We start from the raw sequence: 22,975 nt of genomic DNA, 5'->3' as shown, positions 1-22,975 counted from the left end.
CCCGCTCAATGGTCAAGGAAAAAGGCTGGCGCGTGGCGCGCCGCGCCTCAAAGCTTGACGATCAGCTTGCCGAAGTTCTTGCCTTCCAGCAGGCCGATCAAGGCTTCCGGCGCGTTCTCCAGCCCCTGAACGACGTCTTCCTTGTATTTGACGCTGCCGTCCGCGATCCAGCTCGCCATCTCCTTGCGGAAGGCCGGTCCCTGGGCTGCGACGAATTCGCGCTGGATGAAGCCGCGGATCGTCAGGCTCTTCGACAACACCTCGCGCATCAGCATGGGCAGCCGGTCCGGCCCCGGGAAGTCCCCGCTCGCATTGTACTGCGCAACAAGGCCGCAGACCGGAATGCGCGCGAAGGTGTTGAGCAGCGGAAAGACCGCATCCCAGACATGGCCACCGACATTCTCGAAATAGACGTCGATGCCGTTCGGGCACGCAGCCGCCAGCTTGCCGGCCATGTCGGGATCACGATGGTCGATCACCGCATCGAAGCCGAAGGTCTCGCGCACGAGAGCGCATTTCTCCGGTCCGCCGGCGATGCCGACCGCCCGTGCACCCTTGATCCGCGCGATCTGCCCGACGGCCGAACCGACCGGCCCGCTCGCCGCCGCGACGACGACCGTCTCGCCCGGCTTGGGCTGGCCGATGGTGAGCAGCCCGGCATAGGCGGTGAAACCCGGCATGCCGAGCACACCGAGTGCCGTCGTCACCGGCGCGTTCGCCGGGTCGAGCTTGCGCAATTGCGCGCCGCTGGCCGCGGCATGCGACTGCCAACCGGAATAAGACAGCACGATATCGCCTAGCTTGAAGGAAGGGTCGCGGCTTTCGATGACTTCGGCAACGGTGCCGCCTTCCATCACCTGCCCGATGTCGGTTGGAGCGGCATAGGATTTCGCCGCGCTCATCCGCCCGCGCATATAGGGGTCGAGCGAGAGATACAGGATCTTGAGCAGCACCTGCCCTTCGGAAATCGCCGGGATGGCGGCCTGCTCGAGTCGGAAGTTCTGCGGCGTCGGACGTCCCTCCGGTCGTGAGGCGAGGACGATCCGGGTGTTTTCGAATTGCGACATGGATTGCGATCCTCCCTGACGAACGACGAAGCGCCATAGCCTGCCAATATGGCGCCGCCCCGCCGGATCGACAGCTCAAAATCGGAGCGCTTGTCTCACCAGTTCGAATGTCGATGGTCGCGTACGCTGTTGCCAGGCGGCGATCACCTTGTCGGCGCTGTCCGAAACCTCGGCCATGCCGTCGACCTCGAAATCATAGGAGCTGTAGGAATGGACGCACGAGAAATCGCGCCGCGCATCGCCGAGCGGCCGGTCACCGCGCGCGATTTCGCGTCGCTCCAGTTCCTCGAGCGCGCAATGCACGCCGACGAAGAACACGTCCTGCCCGGCGAGCGTCCTGACCAGACGCTCGAACCAGGCCGCGTTCTCCACGATATGCTCGACGAGCAGGTCGTTGCCCGCCTCGACATAGGCGAGCAGCGAGCGCTCGAAGCCGATGAAGAACAGCTCGCGCATGGTGCGCCAGTCGAATTCCTTGCTGCGGATGCGCGCCGTCGGCAGCACGCCCGAATCGCGCAGATGGTCAATCGAGATATGCCAGAACGGCGTGTCGATCCGGCTCTGCAGAGCCCGCGCCAGCGAAGATTTGCCGCTGCTGGAGGCGCCGTTGAGCAGGATGATGCGGCCGCGGCGCGGCGGTTGCCAGGTCGTCATCGCCATCTTCCGCATGATCCTTCGGTCGGTTCCGTAGCGTTCCGCGTTGCAGCGCACACGGCTCCCTTTAAGCTTTGCAGCACACCGCCGAAAGCAAGACAGGAGCCCCGCCCGATGAGTCGAGACACCATCCGAGTCGAGCCGTTTTCGAGCTGGGGAGAACGTCTGAAGGTGCCGGTTTCGACAGTCGTCCGCCACAACGACACTCTCTATGTTTCAGGCATCCCGCCTTTTGACCCCGCCACCGGCGAGATCGTCCAGGCGCCGATCGAGCGTCAGACCGAGATCGTCCTCGACCAAATGAAGCTGTGTCTCGAAACCGCCGGCTCATCGCTCGGCAACGTGCTCAAATGCAACGTCTATTGCACCTCCGCCGCTCATTTCGCGACGGTGAACCAGGTTTACGCGCGCTACTTTCCCAAAGATCCTCCGGCCCGCGTCTTCCTCTGCGTGCCCGAGTGGTTCGGTCCCTTCGACATCGAGATCGATTGCATCGCGGCGGCGTGATCCAAGCGATATCGCGGGAAGACGCCGGCTCCTGACATGACGAAACGGCTCGTGCATCCTACATGAGCCCCATGAGTCGCGAACGTCAGGACGATCTACCGCAGGACGAGTTCGAGGACGAGGAGGACGCCCTCCCCGCCGAGCCGGCGCTCGACATTGCCGAGGCCGCCCCCGGCGCGCTCAAGGCCGGCATCGAGGTCATCCAGCAATTCGCCAAGCACCTGCCGAATAGGCCGGGCGTCTACCGGATGTTCGATCGCGCCGGCGAGGTGCTCTATGTCGGCAAGGCCAAGAGCCTGAAGAACCGCGTGACCTCCTACGCCCGCGGCATGGCGCATACCAACGCCGTGGCCCGGATGATCGCCGAGACGGCGAATATGGAGTTCGTCACCACCGGCACCGAGACTGAGGCGCTGCTGCTCGAGTCGAATCTGATCAAGCAACTCCGGCCGCGCTACAATGTGCTGCTGCGCGACGACAAGTCGTTCCCCTATATTCTGCTGACAGGCGATCACGAGGCGCCGGCGATCCTCAAGCATCGCGGCTCACGCCATCGCAAAGGCGATTATTTCGGCCCCTTCGCCTCGGTCTGGGCGGTGACGCGCACCATCGACGCGCTTCAGAAGGCCTTCCTGATCCGCACCTGCTCGGATTCCTTCTACGAGAACCGCACCCGCCCCTGCCTGCTCTTCCAGATCAAGCGCTGCTCCGGCCCCTGCACCGGCGAAATCTCGATCCCCGAATACCAGGCGCTGGCCGGCCAGGCCCGCGATTTCCTCTCCGGCCGCTCCTCAGCGGTGAAGCAATTGCTTTCGACCCGCATGCAAGCCGCCGCCGAGGAACTGGAATTCGAGAAAGCGGCGCGCTACCGCGACCGTCTCGCCGCGCTCTCGGCCGTGCAGGCCGGGCAGGACATCAATACGCAGGGCGTCGAGGAGGCCGATGTCTTCGCCATCGACGAGCAGGCCGGGCAGTTCTGCGTCGAGATCTTCTTCTTCCGCAACCACCAGAACTGGGGCAATCGCGCCCTCTTCCCGCGCGCCGACCGCTCGTTGACCCCGGCCGAGGTGCTCGCCTCGGTGGTCGCCCAGTTCTACGACGACAAGCCGCCGCCGCGCCTCGTCCTGCTCTCGCATCCGGTCGAGGAGATCGAATTGATCGCCCAGGCGCTTTCAGCCCGTGCCGGCCGCAAGGTCGAGGTCGCCCATCCCAAGCGCGGCGAGCGCGCCGACCTGATGGCCCATGCCGTCAAGAATGCCCGCGAGGCGCTCTCGCGCAAGCTCGCCGACAATGCCGGCCAGAGCGCGCTGCTCGCCGCGCTCGGTGCCGCCTTCGGCATGGAGAGTGCCCCGCGCCGGGTCGAGGTCTACGACAACTCGCACATCATGGGCACGAACGCGGTCGGCGGCATGATCGTGGCCGGCCCGGACGGCTTCGTGAAGAACCAGTACCGCACCTTCAACATCTCGACCGACACCATCGCCGGCGATGATTTCGGCATGATGCGCGAGGTGCTGACGCGGAGATTCGCAAAACTGGCGAAGGAAGAAGGCTTCTCTCCCGAGCCTTCCCCCGAAGCGCCCGCGCCGGCAGCTCCCGCGAAGGATGTTCCGGAGAACGGCGAGGCCTCCGCGAGCCTTCTTCAGGGTGCGCCTGAGGGTGCTCCCCAGGCTGAGGGCTCGGGTGGGAAAAAACGAAAGGCGGCCAAGCCGCGCAAGGATGAGGATGGCTTCCCGTCCCGCCCCGACCTCGTCATCGTCGATGGCGGCAAGGGCCAGTTCGAGGCGGCCCGCAAGATCATGGCCGAGCTCGGCGCCATCGACATCCCGCTTGTCGCCATCGCCAAGGGGGCCGACCGCAACGCCATGCGCGAGACCTTTCACATGGCCGGCAAGGAGCCGTTCAAGTTACAGCCCCGCGATCCCGCGCTCTATTTCATCCAGCGCCTGCGCGACGAAGCCCATCGCTTCGCCATCGGCACCCATCGCGCCAAGCGCAAGCGCGAGACGATGAAGAACCCGCTCGACGAGATCCCCGGCATCGGCCCCTCCCGCAAGCGGGCGCTGCTGCTGCATTTCGGTACGGTGAAGGCGATCCAGCGCGCCAAGCTCGACGACCTCATGCGCACCCCCGGCGTCAACGCCGCCACCGCCAAGGCCGTGCATGATTTCTTTCACGATGCCTGAGCTTTCTGACGCCCTCGCGGTTTTGCGTGTTGACGCTGCGACCGCGGCCTTGCTTTGGTGTTCGCCGTGACAATTCTTCCAGACGCCATCAGGCGGCGGGGCCCCTGGTCGCTGCCAAACCTCCTCACCTACGGCCGGATCCTGGCGATTCCGGCGCTGGTGGCGATCCTGTTCTGGCCGCGCGACGACTGGATGCGCTGGCTCGCGCTGGGAATCTACACGGTCGCCGCCATCACCGACTATCTCGACGGCTACATCGCCCGCGCCTGGAGCCAGCAATCGGCGATCGGTCGCATGCTCGACCCCATCGCCGACAAGCTCCTCGTCGCCGCCTTGCTGCTGATGCTCGTCTATACCGGCCAGATCGAGGGCTGGACGCTCTGGGCCGCCATCGTCATCCTCTGCCGCGAGATCCTGGTCTCCGGCCTGCGCGAGTTCCTGGCCGATCTCAAGGTCAGCGTCCCCGTCAGCAAGGTCGCGAAATGGAAGACGACGGCGCAACTCTTCGCGCTGGGCTTTCTCGTCGTGGGCCCGGCCGGCGACAAGGTCCTGCCCGGCAACACGCAGATCGGCATCGTGCTGCTCTGGGCAGCGGCGGGCCTGACGATCTACACCGGCTGGGATTATTTCAACGCCGGCATCCGCCATCTCGTCGAGCAGGACGAGCGCATGCCATGAACGCCACTGCGCCCCTGACCACCACCCGCACCGTCAAGCTCGTCTATTTCGCCTGGATGCGCGAACGCGTCGGAGTGCCCAGCGAGACGCTCGACATTCCAGCCGATCTCGCCACGATCGCCGATCTCGTGCGCTGGCTGAAAACGCGTGGCGAGAACTACGAGGCGGCCTTCGCCAATGAGGCGGTGGTGCGCGCCGCGCTCGATCAGGTCCACGCCAAGCCGCATGCCGCGCTCGGCAGTGCGCGCGAGATCGCCTTCTTTCCGCCGATGACCGGCGGCTGAGGCCGCCATGACGCCCATCATCCGCATTCAGCACGAGGATTTCGACCTCTCGGACGAGATCGCGGCGCTGAGTTACGGCCGCGCCGATATCGGCGCCGTCGTGTCCTTCATCGGGCTCTGCCGCGATGAAGCCGGCACGCTCGCCGCGCTCGAGCTGGAGCATTATCCCGGCATGGCCGAGGCCGAGATCGCCCGTGTCGCGGCGGAGGCGGCGGCGCGCTGGCCATTGCTCGGCCTCGTCGCGATCCACCGCTACGGCCTCGTCCGCCCGGGCGAACAGATTGTAATGGTGCTGGCGGCCTCCGCACACCGCCGCGCCGCCTTCGAGGCCGCCGATTTCATGATGGATTACCTCAAGACCCGCGCCCCGTTCTGGAAGCGCGAGCACCGCGCCGACGGCACGCTCGGCGGCTGGGTCGAAGCCAAGGCTGGTGACGACGATGCGGCAGAGCGCTGGAACCGGTAAAGCTCCGAACAGGACGAAGAACCCCGGCCGGCTCGCTCTTGCGGCCGGGCTGTGGCTGAGCGCCGTTACCGCGGCCGTCGCGGCGAACGATCCCAAGACCTTCCGCGACTGGATGGCCGGCTGCGACAACGTCAAGACCTGCACGGCGATGTCATTGCCGCCCGAGGCGGCCGAGACGGTCGCCTATCTGCGGCTCGAACGCCCTGCCGGCCCCGACGGCAGGGCCCGCCTCCTGCTCAGGCTTCGCAGCGACTGGAAGAAGCCGCCCGCCACGATCCAGCTCAAGCTCGACGGCGCCGCCTTCCCGGCCGGCGGCAAGCCGCTTTCCACAACGGCGGATGGCGATGTGGTCACGGTGACGTTCTCGGCCGAGGACACTGCCGCGCTGATCGAAGCTGCCCGCAAGGCGGCGAAGCTGACGGCAACCGCTCCCGGCGTGACCGGCAGCATCTCGCTCGCCGGCGCCGTCGCCGCGATGCTCTGGATCGACGAGCAGCAGGGGCGGCTCGGCACGACCACGGCGCTCATCCGCAAGGGCGCGAATGCCACCGTTCCGCCTGCTCCCGCTCTGCCGGTGGTCACGGCCATGCCGGCACCGCCCATGCTCGATATGAAGGCGGCGAAGCAGCAGGCCGCGCGGCTGCGCGCGGAATTGAAGAAACGCAGCCCCGATGCCTGCGAGGATGCTGCGGCCAGTGATGACGAAGCCTGGGCGCTGAGTGACAAGCGGACCCTGGTGGCGCTCGCCTGCTCGCGCGGAGCCTACAATCTGTCGTCGTCGTTCTTCGTCATGCCCGAGAACGAGCCCGCCAAGGCGACGCCGCTGCGCTTCGCGGATGGCGACGGCAACGACGGCAACGAACTGACCAATGCCAGCTTCGATCCGCGCACCGGCCATCTCGCCTTCTTCGCCAAGGGGCGCGGCATCGGCGATTGCGGCGTGAGCGGCGGCTATGCCTGGACCGGCAAGGATTTCGCGCGCACCGAACTCGCCATGATGGGCGAATGCCGGGGCATCGCGCCCGAAGACTGGATCACGCTGTATCGCAGCGCGAACCGCTGAGGATGCCATTCCCGGAGCCGGCTGAAACGCCGGCGCCGGGATGTTCTGAAGGAGAGGCCCGGGTCAGACCCGGGCACAAGGGCGCTGCTTCACGCCGCCTTCGACTGCGGGCGCACCGCCGCCGAGTAATCTTCCATGATCACCTTGCCCATATTGCCGGTGATGAAGTTGTACGGACCCACCTCGGCGACCAGCGTCACCTCGGCGGCCGAACCGGTGATGAAGCACTCGCTGAAGCCTTCGAGCTCCTCCGGCCGAATGCGCCGCTCCACCACCTCGAAGCCGCGCTGCCGGCACAGTTCGATCACCGACTGACGAGTCAGGCCGTTGAGGAAGCGGTCGGCCAGGGGGGTATGGATCACGCCGTCCTTGATGAAGAAGATGTTGGCGCCGGTGCATTCGGCGACATTGCCTTCCCAGTCCAGCATCATCGCGTCGGCATAGCCCGCGCGCTCCGCCTTGTGCTTGGAGAGCGAGCAGATCATGTAGAGTCCCGCCGCCTTGGCATGGACCGGCGCGCAGGCCGGGTCCGGCCGGCGATAGTCGGCGATATCGAGGCGGATGCCCTTCAGCTTCGCCGCCATGTCGAACATGCTCGGCCACTCCCAGACCGCGATCGCGGTGTGGATGGTGTTGTTGATGCCGGACACCGCCATCATCTCCGAGCCGCGCCAGGCGACCGGGCGGATATAGGCGTCCTTGAGCCCGTTTTCCTTCAGGCAGAGATACTTGGCCTCGTCGATCTCGGCGACCGAATAGGGGATGGTGAAATCCATGATCTCGGCGGACTTGTGGAAGCGCTTGGAGTGCTCCGTGCACTTGTAGATCACGCCGTCATAGGAGCGCTCGCCCTCGAAGATGCAGGAGCCGTAATGGAGCCCATGGGTCAGTACGTGAATCTTCGCGTCCTTCCAGGGCACGAGCTTGCCGTCGAACCAGATGACGCCATCGCGCTGGTCGAAAGGAATGACTGACATGGGACCTTCTCCTGGGTGCTTCCTCATCCGAACTCCGGCACAGCCGAATCCGGAACGCAAGCATGGGTCTAAAGCTGCGCTGCAACGACACGCTTTGAAATAATCGTTCGCTCAGCGCGCTTGACTGGTAATCTTCCGTCTGAGATATGTCAACAACGTTGACCTAAATTTCTGGAGAGCTTTTTTGGCCCAGAGCCAGACCCGCTCGGAACCGATCGTGCCAAAGGGGGCGGCCCCTTTGCCGGCGACGGCTGCGCCCGTCCCCTTCGACCTGATCGAATTGCTCTTCTTCGCCTATCGCGACTTCGTCGGCGATCCCGACCGTATCCTCGCCGATTACGGCTTCGGCCGCGCCCATCACCGCGTGCTGCATTTCGTGCAGCGCCGGCCGGGGCTGACCATCGCCGAATTGCTCGACATCCTCCAGATCACCAAGCAGAGCCTCAACCGCGTGCTGAAGGAGCTGGTCGAGAAGGGCTATATCGAGCAGCGCACCGGGCGCCAGGACAAGCGCCAGCGCCATCTCCACACCACGCCGGCCGGACAGGATCTGGCGCAGCGCCTCGTCCAGCTCCAGTCGAAGCGGATCATGGCGGCGCTCGACAATGTCGGCCCCGAAGCGGCCGAGACCATCGCGCGTTATCTCGCCGCGCTGATCGACCCGTCCGAACGTCCGAAGGTGCAGGGACTGCTCTCCGGCGCCTGAACCACGATGCCGCGCCGGCCCTGCGGCCACCGGGCAGCGGGGTTCCCATGATCGATTGACGACCCCGTCATCGCCCTGTGCTATGAGGGCCGGAGGGTCGCGCCAAGGGATGCGCGACGAATAGAGACGCTCGGATGATCGCAATGGAAGCCCCGGCGAAGCCGGCCCGCAAGATATTGCCCGATGAGGCCCCGCATGTGCTCGTCGTCGACGACGACCGGCGCCTGCGCGAATTGCTGGCGCGCTTTCTCGGCGACAACGGCTACCGCGTCACCACGGCCGCCAATGCCGCGGAAGCCGATACGCGCCTCGACAACCTCGTCTTCGACGCCATCGTGCTCGACGTGATGATGCCGGGCGAGAACGGCTTCGACTTCGCCCGCCGCTTCCGCGGCGGTTCCGCCGTGCCGATCCTGATGCTGACCGCCCGCGCGGATGGCAAGGACCGCGTCAACGGGCTGGAGATCGGCGTCGACGATTATCTGGCAAAGCCCTTCGAACCGCGTGAATTGCTGCTGCGCCTCGGCAATATCCTGAAGCGCACCGTGGTCGTCGAGGCCGCGCAATCCGGCACGCGGCCGGATTTCGTCCGCTTCGGCCCCTTCCTCTACGGGCTGGCACGCGGCGAATTGCGCAAGGGCGAGGAGACCATCCGCCTGACCGAGCGCGAGCGCGAAATCCTGACGGCGCTGGCCGAGCGCGCCGGCGAGGTCGTGCCGCGCGAAGAGCTGGCCGCGCAGGGTTCCGCCGCCAATGACCGCACCGTCGACGTGCAGATGAACCGTCTGCGCCGCAAGATCGAGCGCGACCCGGCCGATCCGCTCTACCTCCAGACCGTCCGCGGCGTCGGCTACAGGCTGTTGACGGACAGGACGTGACACCGGTTCAGCAGGACGGACAAGGACGAGGCGCGCTGCAGGTCGCGACGACCTGGCTCGCGCGCGCCCGCTCCGCCCTGCCCCGCCTCGCACACCGGGCCAACAGCGCCATCAAGCCGGTCCTGAGACAGATCGGCCGGCCGCTCCATATCGTGGCGCGCTACATGCCCAAGGGGCTTTACCCGCGCGCGCTGGTCATCGTCATCGCGCCTGTCGTGCTGCTCCAATCGGTCATCGCCTATGTCTTCATGGAGCGCCATTGGCAGCTGGTGACACAGCGGCTTTCCGCCGCCGTCTCGGCCGACATCGCCATGCTGATCGACGTCTATGAAAGCTATCCGCAGGATGCCGACATCACGACGCTCTCGCGCATCGCCGCCGAGCGGCTCGGCATGGATGTCGACATCATTCCCGATACCGACCTGCCCGCTCCCGGCCCCCGCCCCTTCTTCTCGCTGCTCGACAACGCGCTTTCGACCGAGCTCAGCCAGCAGGTCGCCCGCCCCTTCTGGCTCGACACGGTCGGCCGCTCCAGCCTGATCGAGATCCGCATCAAGCTCGGCAAGGACGTGATGCGCATCCTGACCCGGCGCAACGCGGCCTATGCCTCGAACAGCCACATCTTCCTGCTCTGGATGATCGGCACCTCGCTGATCCTCCTGACCATCGCCGTGCTGTTCCTGCGCAACCAGATCCGGCCGATCCTCAAGCTCGCCGACGCGGCGGAAGCTTTCGGCAAGGGGCGCGACGCCGAGTTCCGCCCGCGCGGTGCCCGCGAGGTCCGCCGAGCCGGCAATGCCTTCATCGAGATGAAGCGCCGTGTCGAGCGCGCCATCGGCGAGCGCACCACGATGCTCAACGGCGTCAGCCACGACCTTCGGACCATCCTCACCCGCTTCCGCCTCTCGCTCGCGCTCCTGGAACGATCATCCGAGATCGAAGCGCTCGAGAAGGATGTCGACGAGATGAGCCGCATGCTGGAGGACTATCTCGCCTTCGCGCGCGGCGACGCCGGCGAGGTTCCGGTCGAGACCGATATCCGCGCCTTGCTCGAGGAGCTGAAGGCCGATGCCGAGCGGCAGGGGCACCAGACCGCGCTCGAGGTGATGGGCGACCCGCTGGTCGTCGTGCGGCCCGATGCCTTCCGTCGCCTGCTGACCAACCTCGTCTCCAACGCCGCCCGCTATGGCGACCGCATCGCGATCCGCGCCACCCATGACGCGCGCTATCTGATCGTGACCGTCGACGATGACGGCCCCGGCATTCCGCCGGACCAGCGCGAGGAGGTCTTCCGCCCCTTCTTCCGCCTGGATGAGGCCCGCAATGTCGATGGCGGCGGCACCGGCCTCGGCCTCGCCATCGCTCGCGACATCGCCCGCGCCCATGGCGGCGACATCATGCTCGGCGATTCCCCGCTCGGCGGCCTGCGCGCGACGGTGCGGCTGCCGGTCTGACGCAGCGGAAAGCGACTCGACACTTGTCGGCCCGGAGCCGTAACTGGTCTCAAAGTTTGCTTGTTGGGGCTCGCCATGCAGACATTCCGGATCGTTGCAGCGCTTCTGGTGGCGTCGCTCCTCCTTTCGATCGCCGCAGCCCGCGCCGAGGAGGTCGTCGATCTCGGCGGAGGCCTGTTCGGCGGAGGCCGGGCCCTGCTGGACAAGCCGGCCGGAAAGGCCCGCGCCGGCCTCGTGCTCCTCACGGGCGGCGACGGCTATGTCGGCATCGGCTCGGATGGCAGCGTCGCACGTGACGGCAACTGGATCGTCAGGACACGTAGCGCCTATCTGCGCAGCGGCATCGCCAGCATCACGCTCGACGCCAATGCCGACCCGGCCAAGGCGGTCGAATATATGCGCGCCATCGCGCCGCGGGTGATCGTCGTCGCGATGAGCCGCGGCGCGCTCAAGGTCGCGGGAACCTTGCCGGCGCGGCCGGACGGCATCGTCTTCGCCTCGTCGATGCTCGACGAAGCGCGCGGCATGATCGGCGATCCCGGGCGCCTGCCGCCGACCCTGATCATTCATCACCGTCAGGACACGTGCCGCGTCACCTTGCCGGAATCGGCCGTCGCCTTTCAGCAATGGACCGGCGGCAAGGCGCGCCTGCTCTGGATCGACGGCGGATCCTCGACGGGCAATCCCTGCCAGGCGCGCGCCTATCACGGCTTCATCGGCCGCGAGGGTCAGGTCGTTTCGGCGATAGCGAGCTTCGCCGGCTCGTTGCGTTAGAGCCTCCGATGCCGGAACGGTCTGCACGCCTTACGCGGCACCGATCGGCGCAAGCTTCGGCAGGCGTTCGACCGCATGGTCGATGAAAGCACGCACCCGTGGCAGCGGGTGCCGGCCGCCGGGAGTCACCAATTGCACCGGCAGTGCCTCTGGCTCGAATTCCGGCAACAGGCGCACCAGCGTTCCGGCGGCGATGTCGTCGGCCGCCTGATAGGAGAGCGGGCGGGCCAGGCCCCGCCCTGCCCGTGCCGCGATCAGCACCGATTCGACCTCGTTGACGATCAGCCTGGGCGTGAGCGCCACACGGCTGCGCCGCCCGGCGCCGCCGAACTGCCAGGTCATGATCGGGGTCGCGGCGACACTGACGATCGTCTCATGGGCGGCGATGTCCGAGGGCCGCCGCAACGGCGGCGCCCCTGCCAGATAAGCCGGCGAAGCCACCAGGATACGCCTGACTTCGCCGACCTTGCGCACGCGAAAACGCGAATGCGGCAGGGGCCCGATCCGCACGGCGACCTGCAGATCCTCCTCGATCAGGTCGAGATTGCGGTCGGCCAGCACCAGTTCGACCTGCACCTGCGGATAAAGATCGAGAAATTCCGAGACCAGCGGCGTGACATGGCGTCGCCCGAAGGAGAGCGGCGCCGTGATGCGCAGCAGTCCGCTGACCGGCGCCTCGGAGACGCCGCCGAGCGAAGCCGCGTAATCGCCGAGCACGCGGCGCGCCGCAATAGCGAGTTCACGGCCGGCCTCACTCGGCATGAAGCGGCGGGTCGAGCGGGTGATCAACCGCTGTCCGACGCGATCCTCCAGCGCCGCCAGCGCACGGGTCACGGCCGGACGCGAGCGGCGCAGGCGTCGCGCCGCGCCGGCAAGGCTGCCGGCCTCGATGATCGCGACGAAGATGGCGAGCTCGTCCAGCCGGTCCATGTCACTGTTTCAGATTTTGGAATTCTGATTTCAATCAATAGCAGATTTCGCTCGAATGGTGAAATGACGATCTTATCCCCGGCGCATATGGCGGCTGCAGGGAGATCGGCGATGCACACGGAGATCACGCTTCACGGCACGGCCCTCTCGGGTCACACCCACCGCGTCGAGCTGCTGCTGCGGGCACTCGGCCTGCCTTATCGCTTCGAGGCGGCCCCGGCCGATGTCCGCCGAAGCGAGGCCTTTCTCCAGCTCAATCCGCTCGGCCAGATTCCGGTGCTTCAAGACGGCGATCTCGCTCTCGCCGACAGCAACGCGATCATGGTCTATCTCGCGCGGCGCTATGATCCACAGGGTCCTTGGTTACCGCTCGACCCGCTGCAAGCCGCCCAGGTCCAGCGCTGGCTGTCCATTGCCGCAGGCGAGGTCATGCACGGTCCGGCGACGGCCCGCATGATCGTTCAGTTCGGCCTGTGCGACGACAAGGCAAGGGCCCGGCGCGTTGCCGAGCGCCTGTTCCCCTTCATGGAGGCGCATCTCAGCAAGCGCAGCTTCCTGGCAGCGGACCATCCGACATTGGCCGACCTCGCCTGCTATTCCTATGTCGCTCATGCGCCGGAAGGCGGGCTGTCGCTCGCGTCCTATCCGTCCCTGCGGGCCTGGCTCGCCCGCATCGAGGCCTTGTCCTTCTTCAAGCCAATCCCGCCTTCGCCCTTGCCCGAGGAGACCAGCGATGATTGACGCGTCCCTCACGCCCTTCCATGGCGGCGAGCTGGAGGCGCAGGCACGCGCCGGCCAGTTCTCGCGCGGCGGCGGCATCCGTGGCTTCATGCCGGATCAGCACCGCCTGTTCTTCGCCGAGCTGCCCTGGTTCTTCGCCGGCATTCTGGACGCGCAGGGCTGGCCGCTTGCGACAGTGCTGACCGGGCATCCGGGCTTGATCGAGAGCCCGACGCCGAACACCCTCATCGTCAGGGCGCTGCCCTCGACGCAGGACCCTGCCGCCGAGGCCTTCCAAGCGGGAGCGGGAATCGGCCTTCTCGGCATCCAGTTCGAGACGCGGCGGCGCAATCGCGCCAACGGAACGATCGCAGCGGTCGGAGAAACCGGCTTCTCCGTCGCCGTAACTCAGAGTTTCGGAAATTGCGCCAAATACATCCAGACCCGCACGATCGAAGGGTGGACGGAGTCGGGGTCGGCCGAAGCGGTAGAGGTCACCCGTCTCGACGCACCGGCACGACAGCTGATCGCGGCAGCCGATACCTTTTTTGTGGCGAGCGCTGCCGGGACGGATGCAGGTGCGGCCGCCGGTATCGACATGTCCCACCGTGGCGGCAGACCCGGCTTCGTCCGCATCGACGACGATGCGCTGACGGTGCCGGACTTCGCCGGGAACAGCTATTTCAACACCTTGGGCAATCTCCTGCGTGAGCCGCGCGCCGCATTGCTCTTCGTCGATTTCCGCACGGGCACGGTGCTGCAGCTCCAGGGTGCAGTCGAGATTCTCTGGAACGATCCCGAAGCCGCCCGCCTCGATGGCGCGGAGCGGCTCTGGCGCTTTCATGTCAGGCGCGGCTGGCGTCGTGAAAATGCGCTACCGCTGCGCTGGTCAGCACCGGCTTACGCGCCGACCACCTTGCAGACCGGCCTCTGGGACCAACCCGCTTTGGCCAGCGCTGTCTAGAACAGCCGCCCACCATCCGGCACGGCATGGCCGGGGCCGATCAGCACGACCTCGCCATCGGCGTCGGGCATGCCCAGCGTCAGCACCTCCGACATGAATTTGCCGATCTGGCGCGGCGGGAAATTGACCACGGCGAGCACCTGCCGGCCGGGCAGATCCTCCGGCCGGTAATGCTTGGTGATCTGGGCGGAGGATTTCTTCCGCCCGATCGTGCCGCCGAAATCGATCACCAGCTTGATCGCCGGCTTGCGCGCTTCCGGATAAGGCTCCGCCTCGACGATCGTACCGACGCGGATATCGACCTTGAGGAAATCGTCGAAGCCGATCGTCGCGGCTGTTTCCTGGGACGCGCTCAAAATTCCTCCCACCCCTTGTCATGGGCATCGAGATCGGGCTTGCGGGCAGCGGCGGCCACGCCGGCGGAAACCTTTGCGACCCGTGGCACAGCCGGGCGCGGTGCCGGTGGGGCCGGAGCGACCGCCGCCTGCATCGTCCGGGCGATCGCCTGCAGCCTGGCAGCGTCGCCGCCGATCTGGAAGCGGGCGACGAGCGCCGAGAGCCGGTCGGCCTCCTGCGACAGCGAATGGGCCGCGGCGGTGGACTGCTCGGCCATGGCCGCGTTCTGCTGCGTCGCCTGGTCCATCTCGCCGACCGCGGCATTGACCTCCTGCAAGCCGGAGGCCTGCTCCTGCGCCGCGCCCGCGATCTGGGCGACGAGGCCGGTGGCACGCGCGATCTCGGAGGCCATGCGCTGCAGCGCCCCGCCGGTCTGCCCGACCAGCGCGACCCCCTTCTCGACCTCGAGGGTCGAAGCGTCGATCAGCCCCTTGATCTCCTTGGCCGCCGAAGCCGAGCGCTGCGCCAGGGCGCGCACCTCGGAGGCAACGACGGCGAAGCCCTTGCCGGCATCGCCGGCGCGCGCCGCCTCGACGCTCGCATTGAGCGCCAGCAGATTGGTCTGGAAGGCGATCTCGTCGATCACGCCGACGATCTGCGAGATCTCCTGCGCCGATTTCTCGATGCCCCCCATTGCCGTCACGGCATCGCGCACGATGCTGGTCGACTGCTCGGCCTCGGTCTTGACCTGTTCGGTGGCCTGGTTGGCCAGGCGCGCACTCTCGGCGGTCTGGCGCACGGTGGCAGTCAGTTGGTCGAGCGCCGTAGCCGTCTCCTCGACCGAGGAGGCCTGCTGCTCGGTGCGGCCGGCGAGATCGTCCGCCGCCTGGCTGATCTCGACCGAGCCCGCCTTCATGCTCTCGGTATTGGCCGCGATCTGGCGCATCGCATCCTGCAGCTTGACGATGGCGGCGTTGAAATCGTCCTTGAGCTTGACGTATTCGGCCGAGAACGCCTCGTCGATCCGGTAGGTCAGATCGCCGCCGGCCAGATGCTCGAGCCCCGCTCCCAGCGCCTGGACGACATCGGCCTGCACACGCGCCTGCTCCACGCGGTCGGCCTCGTTGCGCCGCCTCTCGGTGTCGGCCGCACTGCGGTGTCCGGCCGCTTCTTCCTCGGCGCGCAGCTTGTCCGCCTCCATCGCCTCCTTGGCCAGCGCCTGATCGCGAAAGACGACGAGCGCGCGCGCCATGGAGCCGATCTCGTCCGGCCGCTGCTGATGCGCGATCTCGGCCTGGAGATCGCCCGCCGCGAGCTCGTTCATCGAGGACGACAAAGCGGTCAGCATCCGCGAGGCGCGGCGGCTGAGGACGATGACGAGACCGAGCATGAGCAGGCCCAGCGGAACCAGGACTTTGGCGACGCCGCCGACCATGCCGAGGAAAGCCGCGTCGACATCCTGGACATGGGCGCCCGTGCCCACCACCCATTGCCACTTCGGAATGCCGATGACGTAAGAGATCTTCAGCGAAGGCTGGCTGTCGCCGATCTTGAGCCAGCCATAGTCGAGGAAGCCCTCGCCCTTCGCCTTCGCCAGCGCGACCATGTCCTGCACGAAGAACTTGCCGTCCGCATCCTTGAGCGGCTTCATGTCGGTCGACTGGATCTTCTTGTTGGCATGCAGCACGCTGATGCCGTCGTAATTCACAATGAAGTAGTAGTTGCCGTTGTCGAAGCGCGCATTGCCGATGGCCTCCATGGCCATCTTCCTGGCGTCGTCCTCCTTGAGCTCGCCGGCCTCGGCCCGCGCCAGATAGCTCTTCACCGTGGTCGCCGCGGCTTCGACCGCGTTCTTCATCTCGGCGCGCTTCAGGGCGAGCATTTCGGTGTGCGCGGCGTTCAGCGTGTAGCCGACGCCTCCGGCCGCGATAATGACGGCCAGGCCCGCGATCAGGGCGAAGGAACGACCGATCGATAGGGTCGCAATTTTCCGGAAGAACGACATCGCCTGTCCTGCACGCGAGGAGAAGTGTCGTCCTTTCCCATGAATTGCCTAAAGCGCGCTTAAAATCGTCGCGTTTCGGCCATGTTCGGGGGTTGCCGGCGCAGGCGGAAGCGACGCCCGCCCGCGGACCTTTCGGCAGGGGCTGCGCCGGTCAGATCGCCGGCGCGTAATCCTCGTTGTCCTCGCCGCGCTCGGAAGCCCGCTCGCGCCGCCGCGCCTTCAGCGGGCGGCCCGAGCAGATCGCCCGCGCCAGCCCCCGGAACGGCGCCGTCAGCCGGTGCACATCCTCGACCCGCGCCATGATGCGGCCGGCGGTCTTCAGCTCGCGGTCAAGCCGCGCCATGGTCTTCGACAGCTCCGGCTCGTCGTCGTCCAGCCAGGTGTCGGAGACACGCGCCATCAGCAGCACCGCGCCCTGCACGCGTAAGGCCCCGAGCGAATCTTCCGTCGGGATGCCGACGGAGGCCAGCATGTAGCGCCAGGAATTCACCGCACTGCGATTGAGCGCCGCCAGCGCCAGCGGATCGCGGCGGATGACCGGCACGATCCTGCGCAGAGCCGCCTTGTAGGGCGCCATCGCGTCGAGCCGGCGCATCACGAGATCGAAGAGCCGCTCCCGGATGGGCTCGGCGGCGAGATCGTCCGACATGCCCGCGAGCACGGCATCGTCGACGATGCGGGTCACGCCACCCAGCATGGCGAGCTTGGACGGGAAAAGCCCACGCAGCTGCGCCAGCGTCAGCCCCGCCTCGGTCGCGATATCAGGAAGCTCAATCTCGTCCCATGGCCGGCTTGCGGCCAGGTTCATCAGCGCATCGACAGCCCGCTTGCGCGGATCGGCCGGTTTGGTGGCTTCCTTGGCCGTCGCCTCGGCGGCTTCGGCCTTGGTGGAAACGGGTTTGCGGGCCATGGCTCTGCTCCTCTCGCTTCGCTCTCAAGAGAAGGTAAGCCGCCATCGTGGCAGGTGGAAGACCGCCCGGCGCATTTTCGCGCGCGGCGGACGCCGGATCGCGCGACGAGACTCCTCACGCAAGCGGCTGAAATCGCTCGCCTTTCAACAATAAACCGAACGGCGTCAGCCTGAAAGCTCGCCGGCGCGACGTTTGGCAGCAGCGACGGCCTTGAGCATCAACGGCTTGAGGCCGTCCTCCGCCATCAGCACTTCGAGCGCCGCCGCCGTCGTACCGCCGGGAGAGGTCACGTTCTGGCGCAGCGTCCCGGGCGGCAGCGGCGACTGGAACAGCAATTCCCCCGCCCCTTCGACGGTGGCGCGCGCCAGCCGCTCGGCGACATCGGCCGGAAGCCCCGCCTCGACGCCGGCCGCGGCAAGACATTCGACCATATGGAAGACATAGGCCGGCCCCGAGCCCGACACCGCCGTGACCGCGTCGATCAGCGCCTCGTCGTCGAGCCATTCGACCTTGCCGATGCTGGCGAGTAGCGCGTCGGCGGTCGCGCGCTGCGCCGCACTGACGCCCTTGCCCGGCGCGGCCGCCGTCGCACCGCGCTGCACCGAGGCCGGCAGGTTCGGCATGGCGCGGATGATCGCGCCCGCATTTGGCAGCCGCGCGGCGAGGTCGCTCAGCGTCTTGCCCGCCAGGATCGAGATCAGCAGCGTCTTGGGATGGATGAAGGCCTGCACGGCCGGAGCGGCCGTGTCGAGCATCTGCGGCTTGGTCGCCAGCACAAGCACCTCGACCGGCGGGATCTCCTTCGCCGAGGGGTTCAGCCGCATCCCCTTCTCGCCCGCGAGCTCGACGATCTCATCCGACGGTTTGGGGTCGATCAGGCTGATGCCGGCCGGCTTGATCCCGATGCGCAGCCAGCCTTCCAGCATGGCCCCACCCATCTTGCCCGCGCCGATCAGAACGAGCGATTGCGGCAAGGAAGCGGTCATGGCAGGCCCTCGGCGGCTGGGAACGAAACATCATGTCTGGGCTTGCCCCAGGCATTTCAGGACCAGAGCCTGCAAGAGATGGCCGGGTCAAGCCCGGCCATGACGCGTGGCGCGGTGCCCTCAGGCCTCGCCCATCGTTTCCAGCATCGCGCCTTCGAGCCCTTCCTTGGCGGTCTTGCCGGCCCAGACGACGAACTGGAAGGCCTGATAGTAGCGCTCGCAGGCGTCGATCGCGCTCTTGATCAAGGCCGCGGCTTGCTCGTCCGTCGGTTCCGCGCCGCCGGAGAGGAGCAGCGCATGGCGATACATCACGATGCTCTCGCTGCTCCAGAGGTCGAAATGGCCGAGCCAGAGCTGCTCATTGACCAGGCTGACGAGTTGCAGCACCTCGCCGCGGCGCCGTTCCGGCACCTTGAGGTCGAAGGCGCAGGCGATGTGCAGGGCCTCTACCTCGGCGAGCCAGGTGATGGCGACATGGTACTCGGCCCAGCCGCCGGTCACCGAGACCGACAGCTCGTCCTCGCTGTCGCGATCGAAGGTCCAGTTGTTGAGGGAAGCAAGTCGTTCGAACAGGTCGAGAGGGTTGGAGGGCCGATCCGCATCGGCATCCATATCGAGATCCATCATGCCCTAGGTCCACCATCCGGATGCAGGCGCATCCGGCGCGTTCGAGAAGAGGAACACGGCGACTGGAAAGCCGAAGGAACGCAACTCACCTCCGCAACGCTCCGGAGAGGAGCGTTCCCGTCCGCCTCGGCAGAGCGAATCTGCTTAGCGAATCAATTCTTTCCACCGACGATAGCGCAGGCGCTGTGACGCTCCCAACACAGCGCCGAAGCTCCGCGGATTCGGGCGCCGGGCTCAATCCCTCGCAGGCTCTGTCCACAGCACTTGGCTGTGGACACGCAAACCTTAGGTCAGGGTGCCCCGGTCAGGACTTGGCGAGCTTCGCCTCGAGCTCCGCCAGGCGCGCCGCCAGCTTGTCGTTCTCCTCGCGGGCGATCAGGGCCATCTCGCGCACCGCCTCGAACTCCTCGCGGCTCACGACGTCGAGCTCGCGCAGCAGCTTCTCGATCTGCGTCTTGACGACGGTTTCGACCTCGCGGCGCACGCCCTGCGCGGCGCCGGCCGCATCGGTCGCGAGGCGGGCGATGTCGTCGAGGAAGCGGTTGCTGGTGCTGGCCATGGCTGTCTCCCGGGCGGATGGGGCATCCGCTTTCCGGCCTATATGGGAGAAGCCCGCCCGCATCGCAATCGAAAGCCGCGGCCGGCGACGGGACGGTCGCCTCACCGCCCGATCTGGACCTTGCCCGGCGATGCGCCTAGAAAGAGCGCACAGGGTAGTTCGCAGCGATCCACAGCCCAAAGGGCGGGAGGCGTCATGTTTCATCGTTTGAGCGGCCTCGCTCTGGGGCCGGTTTTTGCGCTTGCCCTCGCAGGCTGCCAGGAAACCACCCAGACCGCGGCCCGCCCGCGCGTCGACGCGCCCGGCGTCCCCGTCTCGGTCCAGAGCATCTCCGGCGCGCCCGACGACGTGACGACGAACTTCGCCGGCCTGCTCGGCGAGGCGGCGGCCGAGCGGAAGATGGAAATCGTTCCGGGCGACAAGCCGGCGCGCTTCCGCGTGAAGGGCTATCTCACCGCCCAGCCGACCGAGGACGGCCAGACCGCGCTCGCCTTCGTCTGGGACGTCTATGATTCGACCAAGCAGCGCGCCCAGCGCGTCCAGGGCGAGAGCATCGGCAAGCGCGGCGGCGGTTCCGATCCCTGGGCCGGCATCGACCAGACCGTCGTCGCCAAGGCCGCCTCGGATTCGATGGACGCGATCGCGGGCTTCCTCGTCACGACGCCTGCCGCCGAGGCCGCGCTGGGGCCGGCCGAGAAGAGCGGCGGCAAGGCGAAGGCCGGCGGCAAGGATACCGCGACCCACACCGCCTCGGCAGGCAACGGCAAGCGGCTCTGACATCGCCTCCGGGGACTGAGCCAACCGGCCCTCCCCAACAGCCGCATCCGAGGGCTTCATTCCCCGCTCCGCGGGCCGGACATGCCGCCGGCCCTTCGTTGTCATATGTTTTGCACGCGGATATTGCAGCGCAGCGGTCGACTCCATGCGGCGGCGCTGTTAAGAGCGCTTCCAACTGAGCCCGCCCTGCTGGCTCGCGCCCCGCCTCTTCCAACGGTACGCCACGGCATGGCCTCTCATTTCAAAGTCGTCGCCGGCAATTCCAATCGGCCGCTCGCCGAAGCCATCTGCAACCATCTCAGCATTCCGCTCGCCAAGGCGTCCGTCCGGCGCTTCGCCGATATGGAGGTCTTCGTCGAGATTCAGGAGAATGTGCGTGGGCAGGATGTCTTCATCATCCAGTCCACCTCTTTCCCCACCAACGACCACCTGATGGAGCTGCTGATCGTCACCGACGCGCTGCGCCGCTCCTCGGCCAAGCGCATCACGGCAGTGATCCCCTATTTCGGCTATGCAAGGCAGGACCGGCGCGCCTCCGGCCGCACGCCGATCTCGGCCAAGCTCGTCGCCAACCTGATCGCCCATGCCGGCGTCGACCGCGTGCTGACGCTCGACCTCCATGCCGGCCAGATCCAGGGCTTCTTCGACATCCCCACCGACAACCTGTTCGGCGCGCCCCTGATGGCGCGCGACATCAAGGACCGGCTGGAATGGAAGAACGCCATGGTCGTCTCGCCGGACGTCGGCGGCGTGGTGCGTGCGCGTGCGCTGGCCAAGCGCATCGACGCGCCGCTCGCCATCGTCGACAAGCGCCGTGACCGGCCGGGCGAGTCGGAGGTGATGAACATCATCGGCTCCGTCGAGGGCCGTTCCTGCATCCTGATCGACGACATCGTCGATTCCGGCGGCACGCTGGTGAACGCCGCCGAGGCCCTGCTCGATCAGGGCGCCAAGGAAGTCTTCGCCTACATCACCCATGGCGTGCTCTCGGGCGGAGCGGTGGCGCGTATCGCCAGCTCCAAGCTCAAGGAGCTGGTCATCACCGACTCGATCATGCCGACCGAGGCGGTCAAGGTTGCCCGCAACATCCGCGTCATCTCCATCGCCGCGCTGATGGGCGAGGCGATCGAGCGCACGGCGAGCGAGACCAGCGTCTCCAGCCTGTTCGACTGAGCCCGCCTTGGGAGAGTCGCGCGCCCTGGTGCTGTTCTCCGGCGGTCAGGATTCGACCACCGCGCTGGCCTGGGCACTCGACCGCTTCGACGCGGTCGAGACGATCGGCTTCGATTACGGCCAGCGTCATCGCGTCGAGATGGAATGCCGTCAGGCGATCCGGGCGAAGCTGCCCGCCCTCGCCGCCACCTATGCCGAGCGGCTCGGGCCGGACCATGTCGTCGATCTCGCGGCGCTGGGCGCCATCTCCGAGACGGCGCTGACCCGCGAGACCAAGATCGTCTTCGCCGAGACGGGCCTGCCGACCACCTTCGTTCCCGGCCGGAACCTGATCTTCCTCACCTTCGCGGCGGCGCTCGCCTACCGGCGCAACCTGCGCCACATCGTGCTCGGCGTCTGTGAGACCGACTATTCCGGCTACCCCGACTGCCGCGACGACACCATCAAGGCGATGCAGGTCGCGCTCGGCCTGGGCCTTGACCGGCGGCTCGTCCTGCACACGCCGCTGATGTGGCGCGACAAGGCCCAGACCTTCGCTCTCGCCCGCGAGATCGGCGGCCAGGCCCTGCTCGACCTCGTTCTCGAAGAGACCCATAGCTGCTATCTTGGCGACCGGGCGACGCGGCATGGCTGGGGCTATGGCTGCGGGCATTGCCCGGCCTGCGACTTGCGTGCGAAAGGCTTTGCGGCCTATTTGGCCGCACCCGGCAACAGCGGACCATCTTATGACACGTGATCGTCAGCGGCTGACAGAGGGCGTCATCGCGCTCGTCCTGTTCGGCCTCACCATCCCGGCGGCGAACTGGATGATCGGCAATGTCGGCACGGTCTGCGTGCCGCAGGGCCCTTGCCTCGTCCCGGTCTGGCCCGGCATCAGCGCCCCGAGCGGCGTGCTGATGATCGGGCTCGCACTGGTGCTGCGCGACATCGTTCAGCGGCGCCTGGGCCCGGCCGCAGGCCTTGCCGCCATCGCGATCGGCACGCTGATTTCGGCGCTGCTGGCGCCATCGGCGATCGTGATCGCCTCCGTCGCGGCCTTCACCCTGTCGGAGCTCGCCGATTTCGCCGTCTATACGCCGCTGCAGCGCCGGCGCTTCGTCACCGCGGTCGTCGCTTCCGGTTTCGTCGGGCTGGTCGTCGACAGCGTCATCTTCCTGCATCTGGCTTTCGGCAGCCTCGACTTCCTCGCCGGCCAGGTGATCGGCAAGGCCTGGATGATCGTGATCGCCCTGCCCCTGATGCAGCTCCTGCGCCGTCGCGACGAACGCCTGGGCCTGGTCGCCGCCTGACCTC

Annotated in this window: 26 protein-coding genes; 16 read left to right on the top strand and 10 right to left on the bottom strand. The window is 67.0% G+C overall.

What is annotated here, in order from left to right:
* Nucleotides 1–47 precede the first annotated feature (47 nt).
* Both GGC47_RS05870 and GGC47_RS05865 read right to left on the bottom strand, forming a co-directional pair.
* Complete coding sequence (locus GGC47_RS05870) at nucleotides 48–1,067, bottom strand: NADP-dependent oxidoreductase (RefSeq protein ID WP_142021675.1); 1,020 nt, start codon at nucleotides 1,065–1,067, stop codon at nucleotides 48–50.
* Between the two features lie 75 nt (nucleotides 1,068–1,142).
* Nucleotides 1,143–1,721, bottom strand: coding sequence for a chloramphenicol phosphotransferase CPT family protein (locus GGC47_RS05865; RefSeq protein ID WP_142021674.1), 579 nt, complete (start codon nucleotides 1,719–1,721; stop codon nucleotides 1,143–1,145).
* A 114-nt stretch (nucleotides 1,722–1,835) separates the two neighbouring features.
* On the opposite strand from GGC47_RS05865, the gene GGC47_RS05860 reads away from it, so the two are divergent.
* The 6 genes from GGC47_RS05860 to GGC47_RS05835 all read left to right on the top strand — a co-directional run bounded on the left by GGC47_RS05860 (nucleotide 1,836) and on the right by GGC47_RS05835 (nucleotide 6,905).
* A complete protein-coding gene (locus tag GGC47_RS05860; protein ID WP_142021673.1) occupies nucleotides 1,836–2,228 on the top strand; it encodes a RidA family protein in 393 nt (130 codons plus the stop codon).
* Between the two features lie 71 nt (nucleotides 2,229–2,299).
* A complete protein-coding gene (gene uvrC, locus GGC47_RS05855) occupies nucleotides 2,300–4,414 on the top strand; it encodes an excinuclease ABC subunit UvrC (RefSeq protein ID WP_142021672.1) in 2,115 nt (704 codons plus the stop codon).
* A 66-nt stretch (nucleotides 4,415–4,480) separates the two neighbouring features.
* Nucleotides 4,481–5,092 (top strand): CDP-diacylglycerol--glycerol-3-phosphate 3-phosphatidyltransferase, encoded by a 612-nt coding sequence (pgsA, locus tag GGC47_RS05850; protein WP_038360155.1) that lies wholly within the window; start codon nucleotides 4,481–4,483, stop codon nucleotides 5,090–5,092.
* Complete coding sequence (moaD, locus tag GGC47_RS05845; RefSeq protein WP_142021671.1) at nucleotides 5,089–5,376, top strand: molybdopterin converting factor subunit 1; 288 nt, start codon at nucleotides 5,089–5,091, stop codon at nucleotides 5,374–5,376. Before pgsA ends, moaD begins: the two co-directional genes overlap by 4 nt.
* Nucleotides 5,377–5,383: 7 nt before the next feature.
* The gene (locus tag GGC47_RS05840; protein WP_113252615.1) at nucleotides 5,384–5,842 is read left to right on the top strand and encodes a molybdenum cofactor biosynthesis protein MoaE; all 459 of its coding nucleotides are present in this window, start codon (nucleotides 5,384–5,386) and stop codon (nucleotides 5,840–5,842) included.
* Nucleotides 5,817–6,905 carry a DUF1176 domain-containing protein gene (locus GGC47_RS05835; RefSeq protein WP_142021670.1) on the top strand — a complete coding sequence of 363 codons (1,089 nt, stop codon included), beginning with the start codon at nucleotides 5,817–5,819 and terminating at the stop codon, nucleotides 6,903–6,905. Before GGC47_RS05840 ends, GGC47_RS05835 begins: the two co-directional genes overlap by 26 nt.
* Before the next feature lie 89 nt (nucleotides 6,906–6,994).
* Here the strand turns inward: GGC47_RS05835 and GGC47_RS05830 are convergent, their stop codons facing one another.
* A complete protein-coding gene (locus GGC47_RS05830) occupies nucleotides 6,995–7,882 on the bottom strand; it encodes a branched-chain amino acid aminotransferase (RefSeq protein ID WP_038359202.1) in 888 nt (295 codons plus the stop codon).
* Between the two features lie 184 nt (nucleotides 7,883–8,066).
* Here GGC47_RS05830 and GGC47_RS05825 point away from each other — a divergent pair, with 184 nt between their 5' ends.
* The 4 genes from GGC47_RS05825 (at nucleotide 8,067) to GGC47_RS05810 (ending at nucleotide 11,694) form a co-directional block, all read left to right on the top strand.
* Nucleotides 8,067–8,588 (top strand): MarR family winged helix-turn-helix transcriptional regulator, encoded by a 522-nt coding sequence (locus GGC47_RS05825; RefSeq protein WP_081925153.1) that lies wholly within the window; start codon nucleotides 8,067–8,069, stop codon nucleotides 8,586–8,588.
* A gap of 134 nt (nucleotides 8,589–8,722) precedes the next feature.
* Nucleotides 8,723–9,466, top strand: coding sequence for a response regulator (locus tag GGC47_RS05820; protein WP_038359204.1), 744 nt, complete (start codon nucleotides 8,723–8,725; stop codon nucleotides 9,464–9,466).
* A 164-nt stretch (nucleotides 9,467–9,630) separates the two neighbouring features.
* Nucleotides 9,631–10,920 carry an ATP-binding protein gene (locus GGC47_RS05815; RefSeq protein ID WP_081925223.1) on the top strand — a complete coding sequence of 430 codons (1,290 nt, stop codon included), beginning with the start codon at nucleotides 9,631–9,633 and terminating at the stop codon, nucleotides 10,918–10,920.
* Between the two features lie 75 nt (nucleotides 10,921–10,995).
* Complete coding sequence (locus GGC47_RS05810; protein ID WP_142021669.1) at nucleotides 10,996–11,694, top strand: alpha/beta fold hydrolase; 699 nt, start codon at nucleotides 10,996–10,998, stop codon at nucleotides 11,692–11,694.
* A gap of 30 nt (nucleotides 11,695–11,724) precedes the next feature.
* Here the strand turns inward: GGC47_RS05810 and GGC47_RS05805 are convergent, their stop codons facing one another.
* On the bottom strand, nucleotides 11,725–12,624 hold the full coding sequence (locus GGC47_RS05805; RefSeq protein WP_112762756.1) for a LysR family transcriptional regulator: 900 nt from the start codon (nucleotides 12,622–12,624) through the stop codon (nucleotides 11,725–11,727).
* Nucleotides 12,625–12,735: 111 nt separating this feature from the next.
* Between GGC47_RS05805 and GGC47_RS05800 the strand changes: the two genes are divergently transcribed.
* Together GGC47_RS05800 and GGC47_RS05795 are read left to right on the top strand one after the other, a co-directional pair.
* Nucleotides 12,736–13,365, top strand: a complete 630-nt coding sequence (locus GGC47_RS05800) for a glutathione S-transferase family protein (protein WP_038359207.1) — start codon at nucleotides 12,736–12,738, stop codon at nucleotides 13,363–13,365.
* Nucleotides 13,358–14,308 carry a pyridoxamine 5'-phosphate oxidase family protein gene (locus GGC47_RS05795; RefSeq protein ID WP_142021668.1) on the top strand — a complete coding sequence of 317 codons (951 nt, stop codon included), beginning with the start codon at nucleotides 13,358–13,360 and terminating at the stop codon, nucleotides 14,306–14,308. The genes GGC47_RS05800 and GGC47_RS05795 overlap by 8 nt, the downstream gene beginning before the upstream one ends.
* On the opposite strand, the gene GGC47_RS05790 is transcribed toward GGC47_RS05795, so the two are convergent.
* From GGC47_RS05790 to GGC47_RS05765, 6 genes are all read right to left on the bottom strand, one after another.
* Complete coding sequence (locus GGC47_RS05790; RefSeq protein WP_081925155.1) at nucleotides 14,305–14,664, bottom strand: tRNA-binding protein; 360 nt, start codon at nucleotides 14,662–14,664, stop codon at nucleotides 14,305–14,307. The genes GGC47_RS05795 and GGC47_RS05790 overlap by 4 nt on opposite strands.
* On the bottom strand, nucleotides 14,661–16,649 hold the full coding sequence (locus tag GGC47_RS05785; protein ID WP_142021667.1) for a methyl-accepting chemotaxis protein: 1,989 nt from the start codon (nucleotides 16,647–16,649) through the stop codon (nucleotides 14,661–14,663). The genes GGC47_RS05790 and GGC47_RS05785 overlap by 4 nt, the downstream gene beginning before the upstream one ends.
* 151 nt (nucleotides 16,650–16,800) lie before the next feature.
* Nucleotides 16,801–17,559 (bottom strand): TetR/AcrR family transcriptional regulator, encoded by a 759-nt coding sequence (locus tag GGC47_RS05780; RefSeq protein WP_370954402.1) that lies wholly within the window; start codon nucleotides 17,557–17,559, stop codon nucleotides 16,801–16,803.
* A gap of 165 nt (nucleotides 17,560–17,724) precedes the next feature.
* Nucleotides 17,725–18,546, bottom strand: a complete 822-nt coding sequence (gene proC / locus GGC47_RS05775; protein WP_112762760.1) for a pyrroline-5-carboxylate reductase — start codon at nucleotides 18,544–18,546, stop codon at nucleotides 17,725–17,727.
* 120 nt (nucleotides 18,547–18,666) lie between these two features.
* Nucleotides 18,667–19,173 (bottom strand): type III secretion system chaperone family protein, encoded by a 507-nt coding sequence (locus tag GGC47_RS05770; RefSeq protein ID WP_038359216.1) that lies wholly within the window; start codon nucleotides 19,171–19,173, stop codon nucleotides 18,667–18,669.
* A 304-nt stretch (nucleotides 19,174–19,477) separates the two neighbouring features.
* A complete protein-coding gene (locus GGC47_RS05765; RefSeq protein WP_038359218.1) occupies nucleotides 19,478–19,732 on the bottom strand; it encodes an accessory factor UbiK family protein in 255 nt (84 codons plus the stop codon).
* Between the two features lie 195 nt (nucleotides 19,733–19,927).
* Here GGC47_RS05765 and GGC47_RS05760 point away from each other — a divergent pair, with 195 nt between their 5' ends.
* The 4 genes from GGC47_RS05760 (at nucleotide 19,928) to GGC47_RS05745 (ending at nucleotide 22,971) form a co-directional block, all read left to right on the top strand.
* The gene (locus GGC47_RS05760; protein WP_113252626.1) at nucleotides 19,928–20,509 is read left to right on the top strand and encodes a hypothetical protein; all 582 of its coding nucleotides are present in this window, start codon (nucleotides 19,928–19,930) and stop codon (nucleotides 20,507–20,509) included.
* A 228-nt stretch (nucleotides 20,510–20,737) separates the two neighbouring features.
* Nucleotides 20,738–21,682 (top strand): ribose-phosphate pyrophosphokinase, encoded by a 945-nt coding sequence (locus tag GGC47_RS05755; protein WP_112762763.1) that lies wholly within the window; start codon nucleotides 20,738–20,740, stop codon nucleotides 21,680–21,682.
* 7 nt (nucleotides 21,683–21,689) lie between these two features.
* Complete coding sequence (queC, locus tag GGC47_RS05750; RefSeq protein ID WP_429067284.1) at nucleotides 21,690–22,418, top strand: 7-cyano-7-deazaguanine synthase QueC; 729 nt, start codon at nucleotides 21,690–21,692, stop codon at nucleotides 22,416–22,418.
* Nucleotides 22,408–22,971 carry a VUT family protein gene (locus GGC47_RS05745; protein WP_038359226.1) on the top strand — a complete coding sequence of 188 codons (564 nt, stop codon included), beginning with the start codon at nucleotides 22,408–22,410 and terminating at the stop codon, nucleotides 22,969–22,971. The genes queC and GGC47_RS05745 overlap by 11 nt, the downstream gene beginning before the upstream one ends.
* The last annotated feature ends 4 nt before the right edge of the window (nucleotides 22,972–22,975 follow it).

This window comes from Allobosea sp. OAE752, assembly GCF_050433265.1.
Classification (GTDB): domain Bacteria; phylum Pseudomonadota; class Alphaproteobacteria; order Rhizobiales; family Beijerinckiaceae; genus Allobosea; species Allobosea spartocytisi.
Note: the sequence above shows the minus strand (reverse complement) of the source record. Positions and strands in the feature narration are given on the sequence as shown.

Bases quoted from the DNA above. Each gene is read 5' to 3' on its own strand.
- GGC47_RS05870 (WP_142021675.1), bottom strand. From the start codon at position 1,067: ATGTCGCAATTCGAAAACACCCGGATCGTCCTCGCCTCACGACCGGAG.
- GGC47_RS05865 (WP_142021674.1), bottom strand. From the start codon at position 1,721: ATGACGACCTGGCAACCGCCGCGCCGCGGCCGCATCATCCTGCTCAAC.
- GGC47_RS05860 (WP_142021673.1), top strand. From the start codon at position 1,836: ATGAGTCGAGACACCATCCGAGTCGAGCCGTTTTCGAGCTGGGGAGAA.
- uvrC (WP_142021672.1), top strand. From the start codon at position 2,300: ATGAGTCGCGAACGTCAGGACGATCTACCGCAGGACGAGTTCGAGGAC.
- moaD (WP_142021671.1), top strand. From the start codon at position 5,089: ATGAACGCCACTGCGCCCCTGACCACCACCCGCACCGTCAAGCTCGTC.
- GGC47_RS05840 (WP_113252615.1), top strand. From the start codon at position 5,384: ATGACGCCCATCATCCGCATTCAGCACGAGGATTTCGACCTCTCGGAC.
- GGC47_RS05835 (WP_142021670.1), top strand. From the start codon at position 5,817: ATGCGGCAGAGCGCTGGAACCGGTAAAGCTCCGAACAGGACGAAGAAC.
- GGC47_RS05830 (WP_038359202.1), bottom strand. From the start codon at position 7,882: ATGTCAGTCATTCCTTTCGACCAGCGCGATGGCGTCATCTGGTTCGAC.
- GGC47_RS05820 (WP_038359204.1), top strand. From the start codon at position 8,723: ATGATCGCAATGGAAGCCCCGGCGAAGCCGGCCCGCAAGATATTGCCC.
- GGC47_RS05815 (WP_081925223.1), top strand. From the start codon at position 9,631: ATGCCCAAGGGGCTTTACCCGCGCGCGCTGGTCATCGTCATCGCGCCT.
- GGC47_RS05810 (WP_142021669.1), top strand. From the start codon at position 10,996: ATGCAGACATTCCGGATCGTTGCAGCGCTTCTGGTGGCGTCGCTCCTC.
- GGC47_RS05805 (WP_112762756.1), bottom strand. From the start codon at position 12,624: ATGGACCGGCTGGACGAGCTCGCCATCTTCGTCGCGATCATCGAGGCC.
- GGC47_RS05800 (WP_038359207.1), top strand. From the start codon at position 12,736: ATGCACACGGAGATCACGCTTCACGGCACGGCCCTCTCGGGTCACACC.
- GGC47_RS05795 (WP_142021668.1), top strand. From the start codon at position 13,358: ATGATTGACGCGTCCCTCACGCCCTTCCATGGCGGCGAGCTGGAGGCG.
- GGC47_RS05785 (WP_142021667.1), bottom strand. From the start codon at position 16,649: ATGTCGTTCTTCCGGAAAATTGCGACCCTATCGATCGGTCGTTCCTTC.
- GGC47_RS05780 (WP_370954402.1), bottom strand. From the start codon at position 17,559: ATGGCCCGCAAACCCGTTTCCACCAAGGCCGAAGCCGCCGAGGCGACG.
- proC (WP_112762760.1), bottom strand. From the start codon at position 18,546: ATGACCGCTTCCTTGCCGCAATCGCTCGTTCTGATCGGCGCGGGCAAG.
- GGC47_RS05770 (WP_038359216.1), bottom strand. From the start codon at position 19,173: ATGATGGATCTCGATATGGATGCCGATGCGGATCGGCCCTCCAACCCT.
- GGC47_RS05765 (WP_038359218.1), bottom strand. From the start codon at position 19,732: ATGGCCAGCACCAGCAACCGCTTCCTCGACGACATCGCCCGCCTCGCG.
- GGC47_RS05760 (WP_113252626.1), top strand. From the start codon at position 19,928: ATGTTTCATCGTTTGAGCGGCCTCGCTCTGGGGCCGGTTTTTGCGCTT.
- GGC47_RS05755 (WP_112762763.1), top strand. From the start codon at position 20,738: ATGGCCTCTCATTTCAAAGTCGTCGCCGGCAATTCCAATCGGCCGCTC.
- GGC47_RS05745 (WP_038359226.1), top strand. From the start codon at position 22,408: ATGACACGTGATCGTCAGCGGCTGACAGAGGGCGTCATCGCGCTCGTC.